This window comes from Streptomyces sp. NPDC048424 (assembly GCF_040651555.1).
Taxonomy (GTDB): Bacteria; Actinomycetota; Actinomycetes; order Streptomycetales; family Streptomycetaceae; genus Streptomyces.
Genome location: NZ_JBEZKE010000059.1, coordinates 1 through 20,443, shown reverse-complemented (window position 1 = coordinate 20,443; position 20,443 = coordinate 1). Strand labels below are relative to the sequence as shown.

17 protein-coding genes are annotated in these 20,443 nt (G+C 72.7%); 3 read left to right on the top strand and 14 right to left on the bottom strand.

Annotated elements, in window-relative coordinates; all coding sequences use genetic code 11:
- Positions 1-35 precede the first annotated feature (35 nt).
- The 4 genes from AB0D29_RS37765 to AB0D29_RS37750 all read right to left on the bottom strand — a co-directional run bounded on the left by AB0D29_RS37765 (position 36) and on the right by AB0D29_RS37750 (position 4,105).
- Complete coding sequence (locus AB0D29_RS37765) at positions 36-1,115, bottom strand: membrane dipeptidase (RefSeq protein WP_362860369.1); 1,080 nt, start codon at positions 1,113-1,115, stop codon at positions 36-38.
- Positions 1,116-1,257: 142 nt separating this feature from the next.
- On the bottom strand, positions 1,258-2,436 hold the full coding sequence (locus AB0D29_RS37760; RefSeq protein ID WP_362860368.1) for a dipeptidase: 1,179 nt from the start codon (positions 2,434-2,436) through the stop codon (positions 1,258-1,260).
- Complete coding sequence (purE, locus tag AB0D29_RS37755) at positions 2,433-2,969, bottom strand: 5-(carboxyamino)imidazole ribonucleotide mutase (RefSeq protein WP_362860367.1); 537 nt, start codon at positions 2,967-2,969, stop codon at positions 2,433-2,435. Before purE ends, AB0D29_RS37760 begins: the two co-directional genes overlap by 4 nt.
- A complete protein-coding gene (locus AB0D29_RS37750; RefSeq protein ID WP_362860366.1) occupies positions 2,966-4,105 on the bottom strand; it encodes a 5-(carboxyamino)imidazole ribonucleotide synthase in 1,140 nt (379 codons plus the stop codon). Before AB0D29_RS37750 ends, purE begins: the two co-directional genes overlap by 4 nt.
- A 188-nt stretch (positions 4,106-4,293) precedes the next feature.
- Between AB0D29_RS37750 and AB0D29_RS37745 the strand changes: the two genes are divergently transcribed.
- Complete coding sequence (locus tag AB0D29_RS37745; protein WP_362860365.1) at positions 4,294-4,818, top strand: GtrA family protein; 525 nt, start codon at positions 4,294-4,296, stop codon at positions 4,816-4,818.
- A gap of 9 nt (positions 4,819-4,827) precedes the next feature.
- Here AB0D29_RS37745 and AB0D29_RS37740 read toward each other — a convergent pair whose 3' ends face one another.
- Together AB0D29_RS37740 and AB0D29_RS37735 are read right to left on the bottom strand one after the other, a co-directional pair.
- Complete coding sequence (locus AB0D29_RS37740) at positions 4,828-6,093, bottom strand: ATP-binding protein (protein WP_362860364.1); 1,266 nt, start codon at positions 6,091-6,093, stop codon at positions 4,828-4,830.
- 74 nt (positions 6,094-6,167) lie between these two features.
- The gene (locus AB0D29_RS37735) at positions 6,168-6,845 is read right to left on the bottom strand and encodes a response regulator transcription factor (RefSeq protein WP_030296931.1); all 678 of its coding nucleotides are present in this window, start codon (positions 6,843-6,845) and stop codon (positions 6,168-6,170) included.
- A gap of 496 nt (positions 6,846-7,341) precedes the next feature.
- Here AB0D29_RS37735 and AB0D29_RS37730 point away from each other — a divergent pair, with 496 nt between their 5' ends.
- Positions 7,342-8,862, top strand: a complete 1,521-nt coding sequence (locus tag AB0D29_RS37730; protein ID WP_362860363.1) for an oligopeptide:H+ symporter — start codon at positions 7,342-7,344, stop codon at positions 8,860-8,862.
- A gap of 66 nt (positions 8,863-8,928) precedes the next feature.
- Here the strand turns inward: AB0D29_RS37730 and AB0D29_RS37725 are convergent, their stop codons facing one another.
- The 8 genes from AB0D29_RS37725 to hutU form a co-directional block, all read right to left on the bottom strand.
- The gene (locus AB0D29_RS37725; protein ID WP_362860362.1) at positions 8,929-10,251 is read right to left on the bottom strand and encodes a hypothetical protein; all 1,323 of its coding nucleotides are present in this window, start codon (positions 10,249-10,251) and stop codon (positions 8,929-8,931) included.
- On the bottom strand, positions 10,248-11,372 hold the full coding sequence (locus AB0D29_RS37720; RefSeq protein WP_362860371.1) for a hypothetical protein: 1,125 nt from the start codon (positions 11,370-11,372) through the stop codon (positions 10,248-10,250). Before AB0D29_RS37720 ends, AB0D29_RS37725 begins: the two co-directional genes overlap by 4 nt.
- A 5-nt stretch (positions 11,373-11,377) precedes the next feature.
- On the bottom strand, positions 11,378-12,439 hold the full coding sequence (locus tag AB0D29_RS37715; protein ID WP_362860361.1) for a hypothetical protein: 1,062 nt from the start codon (positions 12,437-12,439) through the stop codon (positions 11,378-11,380).
- Between the two features lie 17 nt (positions 12,440-12,456).
- Entirely contained in the window at positions 12,457-13,134 is a 678-nt protein-coding gene (locus AB0D29_RS37710; protein ID WP_362860360.1) for an LPXTG cell wall anchor domain-containing protein, read from the bottom strand.
- A 113-nt stretch (positions 13,135-13,247) separates the two neighbouring features.
- The gene (gene hutI, locus AB0D29_RS37705) at positions 13,248-14,426 is read right to left on the bottom strand and encodes an imidazolonepropionase (protein ID WP_362860359.1); all 1,179 of its coding nucleotides are present in this window, start codon (positions 14,424-14,426) and stop codon (positions 13,248-13,250) included.
- Between the two features lie 160 nt (positions 14,427-14,586).
- Complete coding sequence (locus AB0D29_RS37700; protein WP_362860358.1) at positions 14,587-15,936, bottom strand: formimidoylglutamate deiminase; 1,350 nt, start codon at positions 15,934-15,936, stop codon at positions 14,587-14,589.
- Positions 15,927-17,117, bottom strand: a complete 1,191-nt coding sequence (locus AB0D29_RS37695) for an allantoate amidohydrolase (protein ID WP_362860370.1) — start codon at positions 17,115-17,117, stop codon at positions 15,927-15,929. The genes AB0D29_RS37700 and AB0D29_RS37695 overlap by 10 nt, the downstream gene beginning before the upstream one ends.
- Before the next feature lie 11 nt (positions 17,118-17,128).
- Positions 17,129-18,793, bottom strand: a complete 1,665-nt coding sequence (gene hutU, locus AB0D29_RS37690) for a urocanate hydratase (RefSeq protein ID WP_362860357.1) — start codon at positions 18,791-18,793, stop codon at positions 17,129-17,131.
- A gap of 104 nt (positions 18,794-18,897) precedes the next feature.
- Between hutU and AB0D29_RS37685 the strand changes: the two genes are divergently transcribed.
- Complete coding sequence (locus tag AB0D29_RS37685) at positions 18,898-20,253, top strand: diaminopimelate decarboxylase (RefSeq protein ID WP_362860356.1); 1,356 nt, start codon at positions 18,898-18,900, stop codon at positions 20,251-20,253.
- The last annotated feature ends 190 nt before the right edge of the window (positions 20,254-20,443 follow it).

Here is a 20,443-nt window from a genome sequence, read left to right as displayed (position 1 = left end):
CCGTTGCGGGGGCTCTGCCCCCGGGCCCCCGCGCCTCAAACGCCGGCGGGGCTGGTTTTGCCCGCCTTCGAGCGGCGGGAGGTGAACTCGGCGTCGCGGACCACGCGCAGGGTGTTGCCCCAGGTCAGGAGCGCCAGGTCGGATTCCGGCCAGCCGCGTTCCAGGAGCTCCGCGATCAGCCGCGGGTAGCCCGAGGGGTCGGTCAGGCCCGCCGGGTGCGGACCCTGCGGTTCGGCGCCGAAGGCGGCGCCGAGGCCGACGCTCTGCGGCCCCGCGACCGCCCGTACGTGGTCGAGGTGGTCCGCCACCGCGTGCAGGGAGTCCCCGGTGCGGGCGGCGTCGAAGGTGACCATCGCGAGGCCGTTCGCCTCGCCCAGCGCGAGCAGCACCTCGTCGGGCACGTTCGCCGGATGCGGGTTCAGCGCGGCCGCCGCCGTGTTCGAGATGATCACCGGGGACTTGGACGCCCCCGCGATCTGGCAGGCGACCGCCGGCGGGCAGCCGTTGACGTCCAGCACCATCGCCAGCCGGTTCGCCTCCCGGACCACCTCGTGGCCGAAGGCCGTCAGCTCGTCCTGCGCCCAGGGCGCTCCCGCGGGCGCGAGGATCCGTACGCCCAGCGTGTGGAAGGCGCGCAGCGCGCCCAGCGAGTCGGTCAGCGCGCGGCCCGACACGGGGCCCAGGAACGAGGCGATCCGGCCGCGGTTGCGGGCGTCCGCCATGTCGTCGGCGCTGAGCGCCAGGCGCAGGCTGTCGGGGTAGCGGCGCACGAAGGCGAGCGCCACGTCGATCTGTTCCAGCGTGTCGGAGAGCACCTGGTCACTGGTGGCGTCCCCGCGCGGCCGGCCCGGCGGTACGAGCAGGGACCAGAACTGGGCCCCCACTCCCCCGGCGCGCAGCCGCGGGATGTCCGTGTCGACACCGGTGTCGGGGGTGTCGATGTCGTGGTACGGGCTCTGGCGCAGGGTCCAGACGAAGGTGTTGCACCCGTCCGCCACGGGATGGACGGACAGCAGCGCGACGGCCCGGTCGAGGGCGCCCGCCGTCATGTCGGGTGCGGGAAGGTCTTCGGCTCCGATGCCCACGGAGTGGGGTTCGTCCTGCAGGTCGGCCATGGCGTTCGCTCCGGTCTCGGCGGCAGCAGGGAGAGATGGGATGGTGCCACCGTGACATGTGGGACGGCAGGGACGCCCGGCGGATGTGGCGTTCGGGTGACCGCGCAGGTCACGCCCGGTCACCACATCCGCCGTGCGCCTGCTAGATCACCGCGTTCGACGGGCCCCGGGACGCCGAGAGGTCCCGCGCCACCGCTTCCGCGTCGCGCAGCGCCCGTACCGCGTTGGACCAGGTCAGCTTCGCCAGGTCGGCCCTGGACCAGCCGCGGGCCAGCAGCTCGGCGACCAGGTTCGGGTAGCCGGCCACGTCGTCCAGCCCGGACGGGGTGAAGGCCGTGCCGTCGTAGTCGCCGCCGATCCCGATGTGGTCGACCCCGGCGACCTCGCGCATGTGGTCCAGGTGGTCGGCCACCGTGGCGGCCGTGGCCACCGGGCGCGGGCGCTGCGCCTCGAAGGCCCGGTGCAGGGCCATCGCCTCGGGGGTGGTGTCCAGGTGGTGGAAGCCGTGCGCCCGCAGGTTCTCGTCCGCGGCCAGCGTCCACTCGACGGCTGCCGGGAGGATGAACTTCGGGACGAAGGTGGCCATCGCCACCCCGCCGTTGGCCGGCAGCAACGCCAGCACGTCGTCGGGGATGTTGCGCGGGTGGTCGCAGACCGCCCGCGCCGAGGAGTGCGAGAACACCACCGGCGCGGCCGAGACCGCGAGGGCGTCCCGCATGGTCGTCGCGGCGACGTGCGAGAGGTCCACCAGCATGCCGACGCGGTTCATCTCGCGGACGACCTCGCGGCCGAAGTCGCTCAGGCCGCCGTGCCGGGGCTCGTCGGTCGCCGAGTCCGCCCAGTCGATCGTGTCGTTGTGCGTGAGCGTCATGTACCGCACGCCCAGCAGGTGCAGGGCGCGCAGCGTCGCGAGCGAGTTGTTGATGGAGTGGCCGCCCTCGGCGCCCATCAGCGAGGCGATCCGGCCGTCGGCGCGGGCCGCCTCCATGTCGTCCGCCGTCAGCGCCCGCACGAGGTCGCCCGGGTAACGGTCGATCAGCTGGGCGACCACGTCGATCTGCTCCAGCGTCGCGCTGACCGCCTCGTCACCGGCGTAGTCGGAGCGGACGTACACGGACCAGAACTGCGCGCCGACCCCGCCGGCGCGCAGCCGCGGGATGTCGGTGTGCAGGTGGGCGGACTGGTCGCCCCCGATGTCCCGCCGCGCCAAGTCGTAGCGCACCTGCTCGCGCAGCGCCCAGGGCAGGTCGTTGTGGCCGTCCACGACGGGGTGCTCGGCCAGCAGCTCGCGCGCCTCGTCCAGACGCTGCGCCGCGCTCACTTGCCGAACCCGAAGGAATCCGCGTTCGCGACCTTCGTACGCAGCCGCTTGCCCTTCTCGGTGGCCTGGTCGTTGAGCTCCTGCTGGAAGTCGCGCATCCGGGCCAGGAGGTCCTTGTCGTGGGCGGCCAGCATCCGTACGGCCAGCAGACCCGCGTTGCGCGCGCCGGCGACCGAGACGGTGGCGACGGGCACCCCGGCCGGCATCTGGACGATCGACATCAGCGAGTCCATGCCGTCGAGGTACTTCAGCGGCACCGGCACGCCGATGACGGGCAGCGGGGTGACCGAGGCGAGCATGCCGGGCAGGTGGGCGGCCCCGCCCGCGCCCGCGATGATCGCCTTGAGACCGCGGTCGGCGGCCCGCTCCCCGTACGCGATCATCTCGCGCGGCATCCGGTGGGCGGAGACGACGTCGACCTCGTAGGGGATCTCGAACTCGTCGAGGGCCTGCGCGGCCGCCTCCATGACGGGCCAGTCCGAATCGGATCCCATGACGATGCCGACGACGGGGGCTGCGGCGGAGGTGCTCATTCGGTGACCGTTCCTCTGAGGTAGCCGGCAGCGTGGCGTGCGCGCTCCAGCACATCGTCCAGGTCGTCGCCGTAGGTGTTGACGTGGCCGACCTTGCGGCCGTGTTTCACGTCCTTGCCGTACATGTGGATCTTCAGCTGCGGGTCGTGGGCCATGCAGTGCAGGTACGCCGCGTACATGTCGGGGTAGTCCCCGCCCAGCACGTTGGCCATGACCGTCCAGCGGGCCCGGGGGCGGGGGTCGCCCAGGGGGAGGTCCAGGACCGCGCGGACGTGGTTGGCGAACTGGGAGGTGACGGCACCGTCCTGGGTCCAGTGGCCGCTGTTGTGCGGGCGCATCGCCAGTTCGTTGACCAGGATCCGGCCGTCGGTGGTCTCGAACAGTTCCACGGCCAGGTGGCCGGTCACGCCGAGTTCCTGGGCGATGCGCAGGGCGAGGGCCTGGGCCTCGCCGGCGAGGGCCTCCGGGAGGTCCGGGGCGGGGGCGATCACCGTGTCGCAGACCCCGTCCACCTGGCGGGACTCGACGACGGGGTAGGCCACCGCCTGGCCGTGCGGGGAGCGGACGATGTTCGCCGCGAGCTCGCGGACGAAATCGACCTTCTCCTCCGCGAGGACCGGGACGCCCGCCTTGAACGGGGCCTCCGCGTCCTGCGGGGTGCGCACGAACCACACGCCCTTGCCGTCGTACCCGCCGCGCACGGTCTTGAGGATGACGGGGAACCCGCCCACCTCGTCCGCGAAGGCGGCCGCGTCCGCCGGATCGCTCACGATCCGGTGGCGGGGGCTGGGCGCGCCGATCTCGTCGAGCTTGGCGCGCATCACCCCCTTGTCCGCGGCGTGCATCAACGCGTCGGGCCCCGGACGGACGGGGATGCCGTCCGCTTCCAGGGCCCGCAGGTGCGCGATGGGCACGTGCTCGTGGTCGAAAGTGATCACATCGCAGCCGCGCGCGAAGGCGCGCAACGTCTCCAGATCGCGATAGTCGCCGATGACGACATCGCTCACGACCTGGGCCGCCGAGTCCTGTGGGGTGTCACTGAGGAGCTTGAATCTGATGCCGAGGGGGATGCCCGCCTCGTGGGTCATGCGGGCGAGCTGACCGCCGCCGACCATGCCGACTACCGGGAACGTCACTCCTCCAGGGTATCCGCCGGTATTCCGCCATCCGGACGTGCCCTGGCCCATACGCGTCGGTGTGCCGTGCGTCGCACGGTGTCCGAAGGCACAGACGGGGCTGTGGGGGGACACTTACGATGGGCGGGTTGACGGAGAACACCGGACGCCCTTTACGGGGCGGTGACCGACAGGGACTGAACCTACTGATGAGCACGCCGGGGAACGGATCTGTTCTCGAACGCGTACGCGGTCTCGTGCGAGAGGTCGCCAAGTTCGGGGCGGTCGGTGGTCTGGGTGTGCTGGTCAACCTGGGTGTCTTCAACCTGATCCGGCACACGACCGATCTGCAGGTGGTGCGCGCGAGCGTGATAGCCACCGTTGTGGCCATCGCCACGAACTACCTCGGCTTCCGCTACTTCGCCTACCGGGACCGCGCCAAGAGCGGCCGTACCCGCGAGCTGGTCCTCTTCGCCGCGTTCAGCGCCATCGGCCTGGTCATCGAGAACGGTGTGCTCTACACCGCCACCTACGGCTTCGGCTGGGACGGCTCGGTGGCCAGCAACGTCTTCAAGTTCATCGGCATCGGCACCGCCACCGTGTTCCGCTTCTGGTCGTACCGGACCTGGGTCTTCAGGGCCCTGCCGGAGGCCGCCGAGCCCGTGCCGGCGCCACTGCCCCGGCCGGAGCGGCGGCCGGAGCCGGTGCCCGAGCCGGAGCCCGCGAACAACTAGTACGCGCCGTCAGCGGACGGTGGCCTCGGGCTCGACCCGCTCCGCCGGCGTCCGGCTGAGGAACAGCGCGAACACCGGCGGCTGTGTCTGGAGCAGTTCGAGGCGCCCCCCGTCCGCCTCCGCGAGGTCCCGGGCGACCGCGAGGCCGATCCCGGTGGAGTTGCGGCCGCTGATGGCCCGCTCGAAGATCCGGTTGCCGAGGTCCGGCGGGACCCCCGGCCCCTCGTCCGTGACCTCCAGCACCGCCTGGTTGCCGATCACGCGCGTACGCAGCGCGACCGTGCCGCCACCGTGCATCAGGGCGTTCTCCACCAGCGTGGCCAGCACCTGCGAGACCGCGCCCGGGGTGCCGACGGCGCGTACGCCCTGCTTCCCGGAGCGCACGATGGCCCGCCCCGCGCTGCGGTAGGCCGGCCGCCACTCCTCCACCTGCTGCTTGACGACCTCGTCCAGGTCGAAGGGGACCGCGGAGCCGGTCCGCGGGTCGCGCGAGTTCGTGAGCAGCCGCTGCACCACGTCCGTGAGCCGCTCCACCTGGGTCAGGGCGATCGTCGCCTCCTCCCGCACGGTGTCCAGGTCGTCGGTGACGGTGATCTCCTCCAGCCGCATGGACAGCGCGGTGAGGGGGGTGCGCAGCTGGTGCGAGGCGTCCGCGGCGAGGCGCCGCTCGGCGGTCAGCATCCGGCCGATCCGTTCGGCGCTGGAGTCCAGCACGTCGGCGACGCGGTCCAGCTCGGGGACCCCGTACCGCTTGTGCCGGGGGCGCGGATCCCCCGATCCGAGCCGCTCCGCCGTCTCGGCGAGGTCGGTGAGCGGGGAGGCCAGCCGGTTGGCCTGGCGTACGGCGAGCAGTACGGCGGCCACGACGGCCAGCAGCGCGACCGCGCCCACGACCGCGAGGGTCCGCCCGACCTCCTTGGTCACCGTGGAGCGGGACTCCTCGACGGTCACGACCTCGCCCTGTTCGCCGCGCGCGGTGCCGCGGATGACGCTGTCGGGGATCGGGGCGCCCACCTCCACGGCCCGCTGGCCGGGGATGGTGATGCGGGCGTAGTGGCCGGCGTCCAGCTGCTCGGCGAGGGCGACCGGGTCGATCGGCTTGTGCTCCAGGACGTTCGCCTCGACGATGCCCACCAGCCGCAGCGCCTCGGACTCGATGCGGTCCTGGGCGCTGCTGGTGATGGTCCGGGTCTCCACGATGACGAGGGAGACGCCGAAGACGGCGATCACGACGAGCACCACGGCGAGCGTGGAGTTGATGAGGCGGCGGCGCATGCCTTAGAGCATGCCCTAGCGCCGGTCCGGGGCGGGCCGGAGCGGGCCGGGGCCCGGCGGCCGCCGCCCTGGGCTCAGCTCTTCTCGAAGCGGAAGCCGACGCCGCGGACGGTGGCGATGTAGCGCGGGTTCGCGGCGTCGTCGCCCAGCTTCTTGCGCAGCCAGGAGATGTGCATGTCGAGGGTCTTGGTGGAGGACCACCAGGTGGTGTCCCAGACCTCGCGCATGAGCTGGTCGCGGGTGACGACCCGGCCGGCGTCGCGGACCAGGACGCGCAGGAGGTCGAACTCCTTCGCGGTGAGCTGCAGCTCCTCCTCGCCCATCCAGGCGCGGTGCGATTCGACGTCGATCCGCACGCCGTGGGTGGCGGGGGCCTGGGCGGCCTCGTTGGCGCCGCGGCGGAGCAGGGCCCGGACCCGGGCGAGCAGCTCGGCCAGGCGGAAGGGCTTGGTCACGTAGTCGTCGGCGCCGGCGTCCAGGCCGACGACCGTGTCGACCTCGTCCGCGCGGGCGGTGAGGACCAGGATGGGGAAACCGTGGCCCTCGGCCCGCAGCCGGCGGGCGACTTCCAGCCCGTCCATGCCCGGCAGGCCCAGGTCGAGGACGACGAGGTCGACGCCGCCCTGCAGTCCCGCGTCCAGGGCGGTGGGGCCGTCCTCCCGGACCTCGACCTCGTACCCCTCCCGGCGCAGGGCGCGGGCCAGGGGTTCCGAGATGGATGCGTCGTCCTCGGCGAGCAGTACACGCGTCATGTGGGTGATGGTAGTCCGCGGCGACCGGATCGAGAGGCCTCCCTGCACACCCCTGTCTATCTGCGCTTATGAACTACTAAGCGCCTTCGAATATGGTCGAACGGTTCCCGGCGCGCCTGTGATCCATCTCTCAAGTCCTTTCATATGCCGCAGTGTCGTGTCGTATGGTGGCGAGACGCCTGATGCACTACCTCAGGGACCTTTGTGCCGAAAAGCGCGCCGAAGGTCTCTATTTCTGTCCTGACCGGACAGGCCAGTCTTGTGGGACTCACCTGTCCGGGCTTGATGACAGTGAATGACCTGTGGGCCGGGCCCCTCGCGCGAAGGTGCGCGAGCGGGCGTGGATCCCGGTTACGGATGTTCCCTTCGCCCCCAACCCCATGGGGGGCGAGACCCCGAGGCGTGGGGTGGGAGATCCGTCGCCGGTGCCGGCCACCCCCCACCGGGCGCGGATGAGCTCACGAAGCCAAGCGTCCCGAGCAAGCAAGGATCGACCATGGCTTCCAGCCTGACGACGGCTTCTCAGAGCCCCGCTCACGAGAAGACCCTCTTCGGCCACCCGATCGGCCTGGCCACGCTGTTCATGACCGAGATGTGGGAGCGCTTCTCCTACTACGGCATGCGTGCGCTTCTCGTCCTGTACTTGGTCTCCGGCGGTGTCGACGCCGCGACCGGCAGCCAGGGCGGCGGCCTCGGCTTCACTGCGGCGACGGCCACGGCGATCTACTCCGTCTACGTGGCCATGGTCTACCTGATGGCCATGCCCGGTGGCTGGTTCGGTGACCGCGTCTGGGGCGCCCGCAAGACCGTCGCCATCGCCGGTGGCGTGATCATGGCGGGCCACGTGTCGCTCGCGCTGCCCGGCCAGCTCGCGTTCTTCGTCGGTCTGCTGCTGGTCGCGGTCGGCTCCGGTCTGCTGAAGGCCAACATCTCCACGATGGTCGGCCACCTGTACAAGGGTGTGGACGACCCGCGCCGCGACAGCGGCTTCACGATCTTCTACATCGGCATCAACGTGGGTGCCCTCCTCGCACCGGTCGGCATCGGCATGGTCGGCGAGCTCGTGAACTGGCACCTCGGCTTCGCGCTGGCCGCCGTCGGCATGGGCATCGGCCTCGTGGTCTACCTGCTCGCCGGCCGCACCCTGAGCCCGAAGAGCAGCCTCGTCCCGAACCCGCTGAGCCCCGCCGAGCGCAAGGCCGTGATCGTCAAGGCGCTCGTCGTCCTGGCCGTCATCGCCGTCTTCTACGGCGCCGTCGTCGCCGCGGACATGTACACCATCAAGTGGGCGCTGTACCCGATCACCATCGCCGGTCTGATCATCCCCGTCGCCGTCCTCGCGCGCATCAAGCGGGACAAGGACCTCTCGACCGTCGAGCAGACCCGGATGAGCGCCTACATCTGGTTCTTCGTGGCCGCCGCCGTCTTCTGGATGATCTACGACCAGGGCGGTTCGACGCTCTCGCTGTTCGGTGACAAGAACTCCGAGCGCGCCCTGTTCGGCTGGGAAGTCCCCACCGTCATCTTCCAGTCGCTGAACCCGCTCTTCGTGGTGGCCCTGGCCCCGGTCTTCGCCGCCGCGTGGGTGGCCCTGGCCCGCCGCAACCGCGAGCCCAGCACCATCGTGAAGTTCTCGGTGGCCCTGATCATCGTCGGCGCCTCGTTCTTCGTCTTCGCCCTGCCGCTGAGCCAGACCGCCGGCAACGACACCAAGGTCACCATGTGGTGGCTGGTGCTCATCTTCCTGATGCACACGCTCGCCGAGCTGTGCCTGTCGCCGGTCGGCCTGTCGGTCACGACGAAGATGGCGCCGCAGAAGTACGGCTCCCAGATGATGGGTGTCTGGTTCCTGGCCGTCACCGCCGGTGACTGCATCACCGGTCTGATGGGTCTGGCCGACGTGCAGCTGAACGGCGTCGGGGTGATCCTCTTCCAGGCGGTCGCCGCCGTGCTCGCCGGCCTCGCGATCTTCATGTACCGCAAGAAGGTCAACGAGCTGATGGGTGCCACGGGCTGACGCGTTCGCGCCCCGTAACCACGGAACGGCCCGGCCCACCGAAAGGTGTGCCGGGCCGTTCGCGTGTCAGCGGGTGCCGCGCAGGCGGCGCCACGGGGTGAAGGTGAACACCGCGCCGCCGAGCAGGATCACCGTTCCGGCGACCAGGGCCAGGGCCTTGATGCCGCCCTCGTCCTCCGCGCCGGTCTCGGCGAGGCCGCCGCCCGAGGCGCTGCTGGCCGAGGCCGCCGAGGAACCGGAGCCGCCCGGCTGGGCGGTGGTGTCCAGTTCCAGCGAGACGCCGCTGCTCGTGGCCTTGCAGGGGACGTTGATCGGCGTGGAGCCGGGGGCCATCGTGACGTCGATGGTCAGCTGGTCCGGGCTCAGCGTCACCTTGCCGGACTTGCCGGGCTTGTAGGTGCCGGTCATGTCGCTGAGGCTGACCGGGGCCTTGTCCGGGATCGGCTCGGCGTTGGCCGGGCCGGAGACCTTGACGGTGCCGCTGTCCGCCCCGCCGAGCTTCACGTCCATGGAGGGCTTGAGGGCTCCCGCGGGCAGGGCCATGGGCGCCGCCATCGCGCCCTTGGCGGTCTTGACCGTGAGGTCGTAGCTGCCGCCGTTCTTCTTGGCGTTGATCGTGACCGGGGTCTTGATGCCGCCGGGGACGACCGGCCCGCAGTCGAAGGCCACCTCGACGGCCTTGCCCGGGAAGTCGGTCTGGCCGCCTCCGCCACCGGTGGTGGAGCCGCCCGAGGTGGTACCGCCCGAGGTGGTCGTGGAGCCGCCGGTGGTGGAGCCGCCGGTGGTGGAGCCGCCCGAGGTCGTACCGCCGCTCGTCGTACCGCCCGTCGTCGTACCGCCGCTGGAGCCGGCGGACACGTCGATGGTGGCCCCGACGCCCACGGTGCCGGTCGGCGCGCACTTGGTGACGAACGTGCCGAAGGAGAAGGTGACGGCCACGTCGTACTTGCCGGGGGTCAGCGTGATCTTCCCGGCCTTCGTGAGCTTCAGCTTGCCCTTCATCACGGACATCTGCATGGGCGCCTTCTTCGGGATCGGCGGGTTCTTCTTCTCCCCGACGACCTTCAGCTCACCGCCACCTCCGCTCACGGTGATCCAGCCGGTGGGCTGGACCGCGTCCTGCGGGATGTCCATCAGGTCCGTGTTGTTCGAGGCCGGCTTCACCGTCTCCCAGGACACGTCGACCTCGTCGCCGACCTTCGCCGAGGCCGGAGCGGTGACCTTGGCGGTGGTCTCCCCCTCCACCGGACTGCCGCCCCCGGCCGGGGGAACGCACTTGACGTTGAACTTGGTCTCCGCGGCCTGGGCGGGAGAAGCCGTGATGGCGATGCCCGCGCCGCCGAGCAGCAGCGCGACCACGGCCGCGCTCACCCTCCGTTGGGTCTTCACAATGGTCCCTTCGTCGTCGAACGGTTCTCAGACGGTGCGGACGTCTGTGGTGCTGTCTCCGGCGCGCTGTCCGGGGTGAACCACGGCAGGACCGCCGTGGTGGTCGAAGGGGGCTCCGCGGGCTGCTCGGAGCGGGCCGGTCCGGCCGGGCGCAGGGCCGGCAGCCGGGGCAGCCGGGCCGTCACGGCCGAGGCCGCTTCCGCCGGCCCCGGGCCCCGGTGGCGGCCTGCCGCGGACGCGGCGCGCGGCCGGACCTTGTCGACGACGGCCATGCCCACGCGGAACACCGCGGCCGGGATCACCAGCAGGAGCAGGCCCCAGAAGAGCAGCACCCCGTACGGGCGGTCCACGCCCCAGGGCTGGGTGGCCACGACGGTCTCGCCGTACTTGAGGGAGATCGTGTAGTCGCCGTGGGCGCCGGCGGTGAGGGCGACGTCGAGCACGATCTCCGCCTTGCCGCCCGGCGGGATGGTGCCCTTCCAGCGGGCCTCCTCCCACAGCGGGGCGAACACCCCGTGGGCGGTGCCGAGCTGGAAGACCGGGTCCTTGACCGGGGCCGAGCCGAGATTGCCGACGGTGACCTTGAACTTCCGGCTCGGCGGGGCGCCGAACCAGGTCAGCACCCCGTCCTCGCCCTCCAGCCGGACCCCGGTGAGCATCGCGAGGCGGGCCGTGCCGGATTCGGCGGGCAGTTCGGCCACCGGATGGTCGGTGATCTTCAGGGCGGCCGCGACGGTCGACTGGTCGCCGTTGACGGAGGTGACGTTGACGACGCAGGGGCAGGGCTTGGGCGGCGCGACCACGGCCAGCCGGGCGGTGAAGCGCCCGTCGTCGGCGACGGAGACGGCGGCGCCGTCGGCGTTGGCGCAGCTGTTGGTGCCGCCGATCATGTTCTGCCCGCAGACCAGCAGCATCACCAGCGTCTTGGCCCGCCAGCCGGTGCCGGTGACGGTGATCTCGGTGCCCTTGGCCGCCTCCTGGAGCGAGAGGGCGACGGTGGGCTTGCCCTCGTCGGCCGCGGCCGGGGCCGCGGGGAACAGCGCGAGGGCGCACACCGCCAGCCCCGCCAGGAGGGACCGGACCCCGCGGCCGGCCTTGCCGCGGACCTTGCCGCCGACCATGGCGCTCACCTGGACGCTCCCGTCAGTTCGTGTTCCGGTGCAGGGGTCGGGCCGGGCCTCCCGGGCGTCTCGCCGGGCCGCTCGCCGCCGGGCGGTTCCCGCCGCGTCCGCCGGCCCCGTACGAGGAACAGCGCGGCCGACGTGGTCCCGCCGAGGGCGAGCAGGCCGAGGCCCGTCCAGCCGGCGGCCCGCCAGGGCAGGAACCAGGCGGACGCGCTCCCCTCGGCCCGGGCGCCGCCGGGGGCGGTGACGGTCACGGTGACGCGGACCTGGTCGAGCACCGGGGCCCCGGGCCACGGTTCGGTCAGCTCGACGCGCTGGCCGGGGAGCAGTTCCACCGGCAGGGCCCGGGCGGCGCGGCCCGGGACATCGCCGAGACGGCCCTCGGCGCGCAGGGACAGCTCGGGGGTGAGGGCGACGTTGCCCCGGTTGACCAGGGTGTACGCGACGACCGCGGCCGCGCCCCGGCCCCGTACGGCGACGTCCTCGACGGTGAGGGCCGCCAGGGCGGGGCCTCCGACCCGCAGGTGGACCCGTACGCCCACCTCGCGGCCGGCTTCGGTGGCGACCACGGCGGCGGGGTGGTCGCCGGGCGGGGACGAGGGCGGCACGGTGACGGTGAAGGGGACCACCGCGCGGGTGCGGGGCGGGATCCTCACGGTGGTGCCGGAGCCGAAGCTGATCCAGGCGCCGGCGCCGGTGGACCCGGCGGCGGGGCGCACGGCGAAGGCCCCGTCGGCGGTGTTGTAGGCGTCGGCCCCGCGCAGGGTGACGGTGTGCTCCTGGTCGGTGGTGTTGGCCAGGGCGAGGCGGTCCTCCAGCACGGTGCCGGCGGTGCCCGCCATGTAGAAGAACGGGCGCGTGAAGAACGGGCGCGTGAAGAACGGGCGGTCGCCGGTGCGGGCGACGGCCTGGCCCGCGGCGGGCTCGGCGGTCCAGCCCGGTTCGTCGGCGCTCGCGCCGTACGCGGGCGGTGCGGGGACCGCGTAGAGCGCGGCGGCGGCGAGCAGGACCAGGCCGGCGCGCCGGCAGGCGTGGGGAACGTGGGGGACGTGGAGCACGGGCATGGCCGGGGGCGCTCCGTTCAGGACCGGGCCCGCTGGCCGCGCCGGGTCAGCCAGAGCACTCCGGCGGCGCCGGAGAGCAGCACGGTGCCGCCGAGGGTGCCGAGGGCGAGGGCGGAGTCGGTGGGTCCGGTCTGCGGGAGGGTCTCCTCGCCCGAACCGCCGCCGGACTGGGCGGCCGCGCCGCCGGCGGCCGTGACGTCGAGCTCCAGGGACGGGCCGGGGCTGTTGCCGGGGGTGCAGGTGGTCGTGGTGCCCATCGCCTTGATGGTGAGCACGCCGGCGGTGAAGGTGACCTTGCCGCTCTTCTTGGGCGTGTAGGTGCCCGAGAGGTCGGTGATCTTGATGGGGGTGTCGGCGGGCACGGCCTCGGGGTTGGGCGGGCCGGAGACCGGTACGGACACCTTCTCGGCGCCGTCGACGAGGACGACGGCGCTGGGGCTCATCGCGCCCTTGCCCAGTTCGATGGGGCTGGACGAGACGCCCTTCTGGAAGGACATCGTCAGCTTGTACGCCTCGCCGTCCTTGACGGCCTTGATCTCGATGGGCGAGATCGCCGACTTGTCCCCGATCGGGGTCTTGCAGTCGTAGGCCACGTCGACGACGGCGGCGTGGGCTGCGGGGGCGGCCAGCAGGACCGCCGATCCGGCCAGCGCGGAGGCCAGCGCGAGCGCGGTGGAGCGTTTGCGGTCGGACACCTTCGTCTTCCCCTCGGGCCACAAATAACTGACGACACATCAGATTGGTGGCTCAAGGTACGCCCGGGGTCTTACGGAGGGAAGACAAAGGACAGCCCCGGATTGACCGTTCGTCAGTAAGCCCGGCGGCCCCGCTGCCAGACGGCCGAGACGAGCGGAACGCCCGGGCGGTAGGCGAGGTGGACGTGGCTCGGGGCGTCCAGCAGGGCCAGGTCGGCGCGGGCTCCGGGGGTCACGGCGCCGATGTCCGTGCGGCGCAGCGCGCGGGCTCCGCCGGCGGTGGCCGACCACAGGGCCTCGTCGGGGGTCATCCGCATGTCGCGGACGGCGAGCGCGATGCAGAACGGCATGGAGCTCGTGTACGAGGAGCCGGGGTTGCAGTCCGTGGACAGGGCGACGGTGGCGCCCGCGTCGATCAGGCGGCGGGCGTCGGGCCACACCGCGCGGGTGGAGAACTCGGCGCCGGGCAGCAGGGTGGCGACCGTGGTCGCGGCGGCCTGGGCGAGGGCGTCCACGTCGGCGTCGGTCAGGTGGGTGCAGTGGTCGGCGGAGGCGGCCTCCAGCTCCACGGCGAGCTGCACGCCGGGACCGTAGGACAGCTGGTTGGCGTGCACGCGCGGGATCAGGCCGGCGGCGGCGCCCGCGGTGAGGATCGCGCGGGCCTGGTCGCCGTCGAAGGCGCCCTTCTCGCAGAAGACGTCCACCCAGCGGGCGTACGGGGTGCAGGCCGCCAGCATCTCGCCGGTGACGAGGTCCACGTACGCGGCCGGGTCCTCGGCGTAGTCCGGGGAGACGATGTGCGCGCCGAGGTAGGTGACCTCCTCGGTGTGCGCGGCGGCGATGCGCAGCGCGCGGGCCTCGTCGGCGACGGTGAGGCCGTAGCCGGACTTGGTCTCGAAGGTGGTGGTGCCCTGGCGGCGGGCCTCGTCGAGGTGGCGCACCAGGTTGGCCTCGAGCTCGGCGTCGGTGGCGGCGCGGGTGGCGGCGACGGTGGTGCGGATGCCTCCGGCGGAGTAGGCGCGGCCCGACATCCGGGCGTTGAACTCCTGGGTGCGGTCGCCGGCGAAGACGAGGTGCGAGTGGGAGTCGACGAAGCCGGGGATGACGGCCCGGCCGTCCGCGTCGAAGCGCTCGTCGGCGGCGGGGGCCTGCGCCGTCGGGCCGACCCATGCGATCTTGTCGCCGTCGATGACGACGGCGGCGTTCTCGATCAGGCCGAGGGGACTCCCGTCGCCCAGTGCAGGGTCGTTGGTGACGAGACTGCCGATGTTGGTGATGGCGGTGGTGGTCACGAGGGTTCCTCTCGGTTTCCTACGGCTCCGCCCCAGACCCCGCCTCAAACGCCGGCGGGGCTGGATGTTTCAGCCGTCCGGCGTTTGAGGACCGGGTCCGGGCAGAGCCCGGTTTCGGGAAGGGGCGGGGTGGGGGAAGGGCCCGCCGCAGGCGGCATGGTCAGGCGCGGAGGGCGGCGATGGCGTCGGACAGGGCGGACGGGACGTCCTCGACCAGCGTGTGGGCGCCGTCGCGGACCACATGGCGGCCGGCCACGACCGTGTGGCGGACGTCTGCGGCGGAGGCGGCGAACACGGCCGTCTCGGCGCCGAGCCTCGGCAGGGCGCCGGCCGTGCGGACGGAGTCCAGCGCGATCGTGGTGAAGTCCGCGAGCGCGCCCGCCTCCAGGCGGCCCGCGTCGGCCAGGCCCAGCGCCGCATGGCCGTCGGCGGTGGCGGCGGTGAGCAGCGCGTTGGCCGTCCAGTGCCCCCGGGTACGGCTGCGCAGGCGCTCGTTCAGCTCCATCGCGCGGGCCTCCTCCAGCAGGTCGATCACGGCGTGGCTGTCGCTGCCGAGCGAGAGCGGGCTGCCCGCGTGCTGGAGTCGGGTCGCCGGACCGATGCCGTCGGCGAGGTCGCGTTCGGTGGTGGGGCACATGCAGGTGCCGGTGGTGGTTCCGCCGAGCAGGGCGATGTCCACGTCGGTGAGGTGGGTGTTGTGGACGCCGGTGGTGCGCGGGCCCAGCACCCCGTGGTCGGCGAGGAGCTGCGTCGGGGTGCGACCGTGGGCGGCCTGGCAGGCGTCGTTCTCGGCGGTCTGCTCGGAGAGGTGGACGTGCAGCGGCGCCTCGCGCTCCTCGGCCCAGTGGGCGACGGTGGCCAGCTGGTCGGCGGGCACGGCGCGCACCGAGTGGATCGCGGCGCCGATCAGGGCGTGCTCGCGGGGCTTCAGGGCGGACGCGCGCTCGGCCCAGGCCTCGGCCGTGCCGTCGGAGAAGCGCTGCTGGTGCGGGTTCGGGGCCTCGCCGAAGCCGGCCGAGAGGTAGGCCGTGTCGAGGAGGGTGATCCGGATGCCGGCCGCGGCGGCGGCCTCGATCAGGGCCTCGCCCATGGCGTTGGGGTCGGCGTACGGGGCGCCGCCGGGCGCGTGGTGGACGTAGTGGAACTCGCCGACGTTGGTGATGCCGGCCAGCGCCATCTCGGCGTACACGGCGCGGGCGAGCGCGAAGTAGCTGTCGGGCGTGAGGTTCTGGGCGACCTTGTACATGAGGTCGCGCCAGGTCCAGAAGGTGCCCGAGCCGACCTGGACCGTGGAGCGCAGGGCCCGGTGGAAGGCGTGGCTGTGCGCGTTCGCCAGGCCGGGCAGGGTCAGGCCGCGCAGCACCTCGGCCCCGGGGGGCGGGGTCTCGACCCCGGTGCGCAGGGCGCCGATCCGGCCGTCGGCCGTGACCTCCAGGGCGACGCCCGGCTCGACATGGGTGCCGAGCCAGGCGTGCTCCAGCCAGTACGTCTTGTGCGCGGTCAACGGCACGCGAGACCTTCCAGTACGTCGGCGAGGGCGAGGACGCCGGCCACGCAGTCGTCCTCGGCGGCGAACTCCCGCGGGGAGTGGGAGACGCCGGTGGGGTTCCGTACGAACAGCATCGCGGTCGGGACGGCCGCGGAGAGGATTCCGGCGTCGTGTCCCGCCCCGGTGCCGAGGACGGGGACGGCCCCGCCCAGGATCCGGTTCATCTCGTCGCGCAGGGCGTGCTCGAACTCGACGACCGGGGTGAAGGACTCCCGGACGATGCCGAGGTCGATGCCGTCCTGGTCGGCGCGCTCGCGGGCGGCCTTCTCGATGGCGGTGACGACCGTGTCGAGGGTGGCCTGGTCGGCGGCCCGCGAGTCGAGCCAGCCGCGCACGAGGGAGGGGATGGCGTTGACCCCGTTGGGCTCGACGGAGATCTTCCCGAAGGTGGCCACGGCCCCGGCGAGGGCCGCCTCGGTACGGGCGGCCAGGACGGTCGCCGCGTACGTGAGCATCGGGTCGCGGCGGTCGACCAGCCGGGTGGTGCCGGCGTGGTTGGCCTCGCCGCGGAAGTCGAACCGCCAGCGGCCGTGCGGCCAGATCGCGGAGGCGATGCCGACGCGGTCCCCGCTCAGGTCCAGGGCCCGGCCCTGTTCCACGTGGAGCTCGACGAAGGCGCCGATGCGGGCGAGCCGTTCGGGATCCGCCCCGATGGCCTCGGGGTCGTAGCCGGCGGCCTCCATGGCCTGGGGCAGGCCGATGCCGTCGGCGTCGCGGAGCTCGTACGCCTTCTCCTTGGTCAGCTGCCCGGCGGTGAGCCGGGAGCCGACGCAGGCGAGGCCGAAGCGGGCCCCTTCCTCGTCACCGAAGTTGGTGATGGCCAGCGGCCTGGAGAACTCCGCGCCCCTCCTGCGGAGTTCGTCCAGGGCCGCGAAGGAGGACACCACCCCGAGGGGGCCGTCGAAGGCCCCGCCGTCGGGGACGGAGTCCAGGTGCGAGCCGGTGACCACGGCGTCCCCCGCGAGGGGGTCGCCGAGCCAGGCCCACTGGTTGCCGTTGCGGTCGGTCTCGTACGTCAGCCCGCGCGCCTCGGCCTGCTCCTGGAACCAGGTCCGGCAGTCGGCGTCGGCCCCGCTCCAGGCGTAGCGGCGGTACCCGCCGCTGTCCGCGTGGCGGCCGATGGGCGCGAGCTCCGCCCACATCTCGTGGAAGGTCACGCGGAGTCGCCCTCGCGCATCGGGACCCGCACGCCGCGCTCGTCCGCCACGGACTCCGCGATGTCGTAGCCGGCGTCGACGTGACGGATGACGCCCATGCCCGGGTCGTTGGTGAGGACGCGGCGGATCTTCTCGCCGGCCAGCGGGGTGCCGTCGGCGACGGTGACCTGGCCCGCGTGGATGGAGCGGCCCATGCCGACGCCGCCGCCGTGGTGGATGGAGACCCAGGAGGCGCCGGAGGCCACGTTGACCATGGCGTTGAGCAGCGGCCAGTCGGCGATGGCGTCGGAGCCGTCGAGCATGGCCTCGGTCTCGCGGTACGGGGAGGCCACCGAACCGCAGTCGAGGTGGTCGCGGCCGATGACCAGCGGGGCGGCGAGGGTGCCGTCGGCGACCATCTCGTTGAAGCGCTCGCCGGCCTTGTCGCGCTCGCCGTAGCCGAGCCAGCAGATGCGCGCGGGCAGGCCCTGGAAGTGGACGCGCTCGCCGGCCATCTTGATCCAGCGGTGCAGGGACTCGTTCTCGGGGAAGAGCTCCAGCATCGCCTTGTCGGTCTTGTGGATGTCCGAGGCCTCGCCGGACAGCGCCGCCCAGCGGAAGGGGCCCTTGCCCTCGCAGAACAGCGGGCGGATGTAGGCCGGGACGAAGCCGGGGAAGGCGAAGGCGCGGTCGTAGCCGGCCAGCTGGGCCTCGCCGCGGATGGAGTTGCCGTAGTCGAAGACCTCGGCGCCGGCGTCCATGAAGCCGACCATGGCCTCGACGTGCTTGGCCATGGACTCGCGGGCGCGGGTGGTGAAGCCGGCCGGGTCCTTGGCGGCGTAGGCGGCCATGTCGTCGAAGTCGACGCCGACGGGGAGGTACGCGAGCGGGTCGTGGGCCGAGGTCTGGTCGGTCACGATGTCGATCGGCGCGCCCTCGGCCAGCATCTGCGGGAGCAGCTCGGCGGCGTTGCCGAGCAGGCCGATGGAGAGCGGCTTGCGGGCGTCGCGGGCCTCGACGGCCAGCTGCATGGCGTGCCGCAGGTTGTCGGCCTTGACGTCCAGGTAGCGGTGCTCGATGCGGCGGTCGATGGCGCGCGGGTCGACGTCGATGCAGATCGCGACGCCGTCGTTCATCGTCACGGCCAGCGGCTGGGCGCCGCCCATGCCGCCGAGGCCGGCGGTCAGGGTGATGGTGCCGGCGAGGGTGCCGTTGAACTTCTTCGCCGCGACGGCCGCGAAGGTCTCGTACGTGCCCTGGAGGATGCCCTGCGTGCCGATGTAGATCCAGGACCCGGCGGTCATCTGGCCGTACATGGTCAGGCCCAGGTGCTCCAGGCGGCGGAACTCCTCCCAGTTGGCCCAGTCGCCCACCAGGTTGGAGTTGGCGAGCAGGACGCGCGGCGCCCACTCGTGGGTCTGCATCACGCCGACCGGACGGCCGGACTGGACGAGCATCGTCTCGTCCTGCTTGAGGGTCTGGAGGGTGCGGACCATGGCGTCGTACGAGCGCCAGTCGCGGGCGGCCTTGCCGGTGCCGCCGTAGACGACGAGCTTGTCGGGGTGCTCGGCGACCTCGGGGTCGAGGTTGTTCTGGAGCATCCGCAGCGCGGCCTCCTGCTGCCATCCCAGGGTGCTGAGCTCGGTGCCTCGCGCGGCACGTACGGGGCGGGGTCCTGACATGGCGGTGCCTCCTCCGATGTTGGTATTTCCATTCACATCCTGACGTCCTGAATAGATTCAGTCAACAGCTGCGGTCGGCCCCGTCGAATGATGGGATGACGGACATGGCTGCACACACGCACGCGGACGAGGACGCCGCAGCGCGTCGGGATCTGGCCGTACGGGCCGCCGTCGAACAGGGACTCGTGGGCGGGGCCGACTCCGCGGAGCCCCTGACCTGCCTGCTGGACACCGCCGGGATCCGGGCCTCCGCCGCCGCCCTGACCAGCGCCTTCGCGGACGCCCTGGCGCCCGGCACCCCCGTCCTGCACGCCTTCGCCGTCAAGGCCGCCCCGCTCGTCCCGGTCCTGCGGCTGCTCGCGGACGCCGGGCTCGGCTGCGAGGTGGCCAGCCCCGGCGAGCTGGCGCTGGCCCGGGCGGCCGGGGTGCCGGCCGGGCGGACCGTCCTCGACTCCCCCGCCAAGACGGTGGCCGAGCTGCGCGAGGCCCTGGCCCTGGGCATCGCCGTCAACGCCGACAACCCGCAGGAGCTGGAACGGCTCGACGCGCTGGTCGGCGCGGGTCCGGCCCGGTCCCCGATCGGCGTACGGATCAACCCGCAGACCGGCGCCGGGACCATCGACGCGCTCTCCACCGCCACGTCGACCTCGAAGTTCGGGATCGCCCTGCGGGATCCCGGCGCGCGCGAGTGGCTCGTACGGGCGTACCTGGACCGGCCCTGGCTCACCCGCCTGCACGTCCACTCCGGCTCACAGGGCGTCCCCCTGAACCTGATCGCGGAGGGCGTACGGGAACTGCACGCGCTGGCCGAGGAGATCAACGGGGCGGCCGGACGCCGGCAGGTCGACACCCTCGACATCGGCGGCGGCCTACCGGTGAACTTCGCCTCGGACGAGCAGACGCCCCGGTTCTCCGCGTACGTGGCCGCGCTGCGCGAGGCGGCCCCCGGGCTCTTCTCCGGCGCGTACGGCCTGGTCACGGAGTTCGGCCGGGCCCTGCTGGCGAAGCACGGGCTGGTGCTGGCCCGGGTCGAGTACACCAAGACCAGCGGCTCCCGGCCGATCGCGCTCACGCACGCCGGGGTGCAGGTGGCGACCCGCACCGCGTACGCCCCGGCGGCGTGGCCGGTGCGGATCCTGGCGTACGACGCGAAGGGCGTCCCGCGGGTCGGGGAGGCGGTGGCTCAGGACGTCGCGGGCCCGGCCTGCTTCGCGGGGGACCTGCTGGCGACGGCCCGGGAGCTCCCGCGGCTCGCCCCCGGCGACCTGATCGGCGTCCCGGACACCGGCGCGTACTTCTTCACCGCCCACTACGGCTACAACAGCCTCCCCCGCCCGGCGATCCACGGCTTCGCGCTCACCGCGTCGGGCGAGGTCCGCTTCAGCCTCGCCAGGCCGGCCCAGTCCGTCGAGTCCATCGTCGCGGAGGCCGGCGCCGCCCATGCCGAGGCCCTGCTGTAGCCGCTGCTCGGGGCCTCCCCGCGCTCCGCCCACACCCGCGCCTCAAACGCCGGCGAGGCTTCAAAACCTGGGGCTCCGCCCCAGACCCCGCTCCTCAAACGCCGGAGGGGCTGGATGGTGCGACCTCAGCCAAATCCAGCCCCTCCGGCGTTTGAGGAGCGGGGTGCGGGGCGGAGCCCCGGTCTTTCAG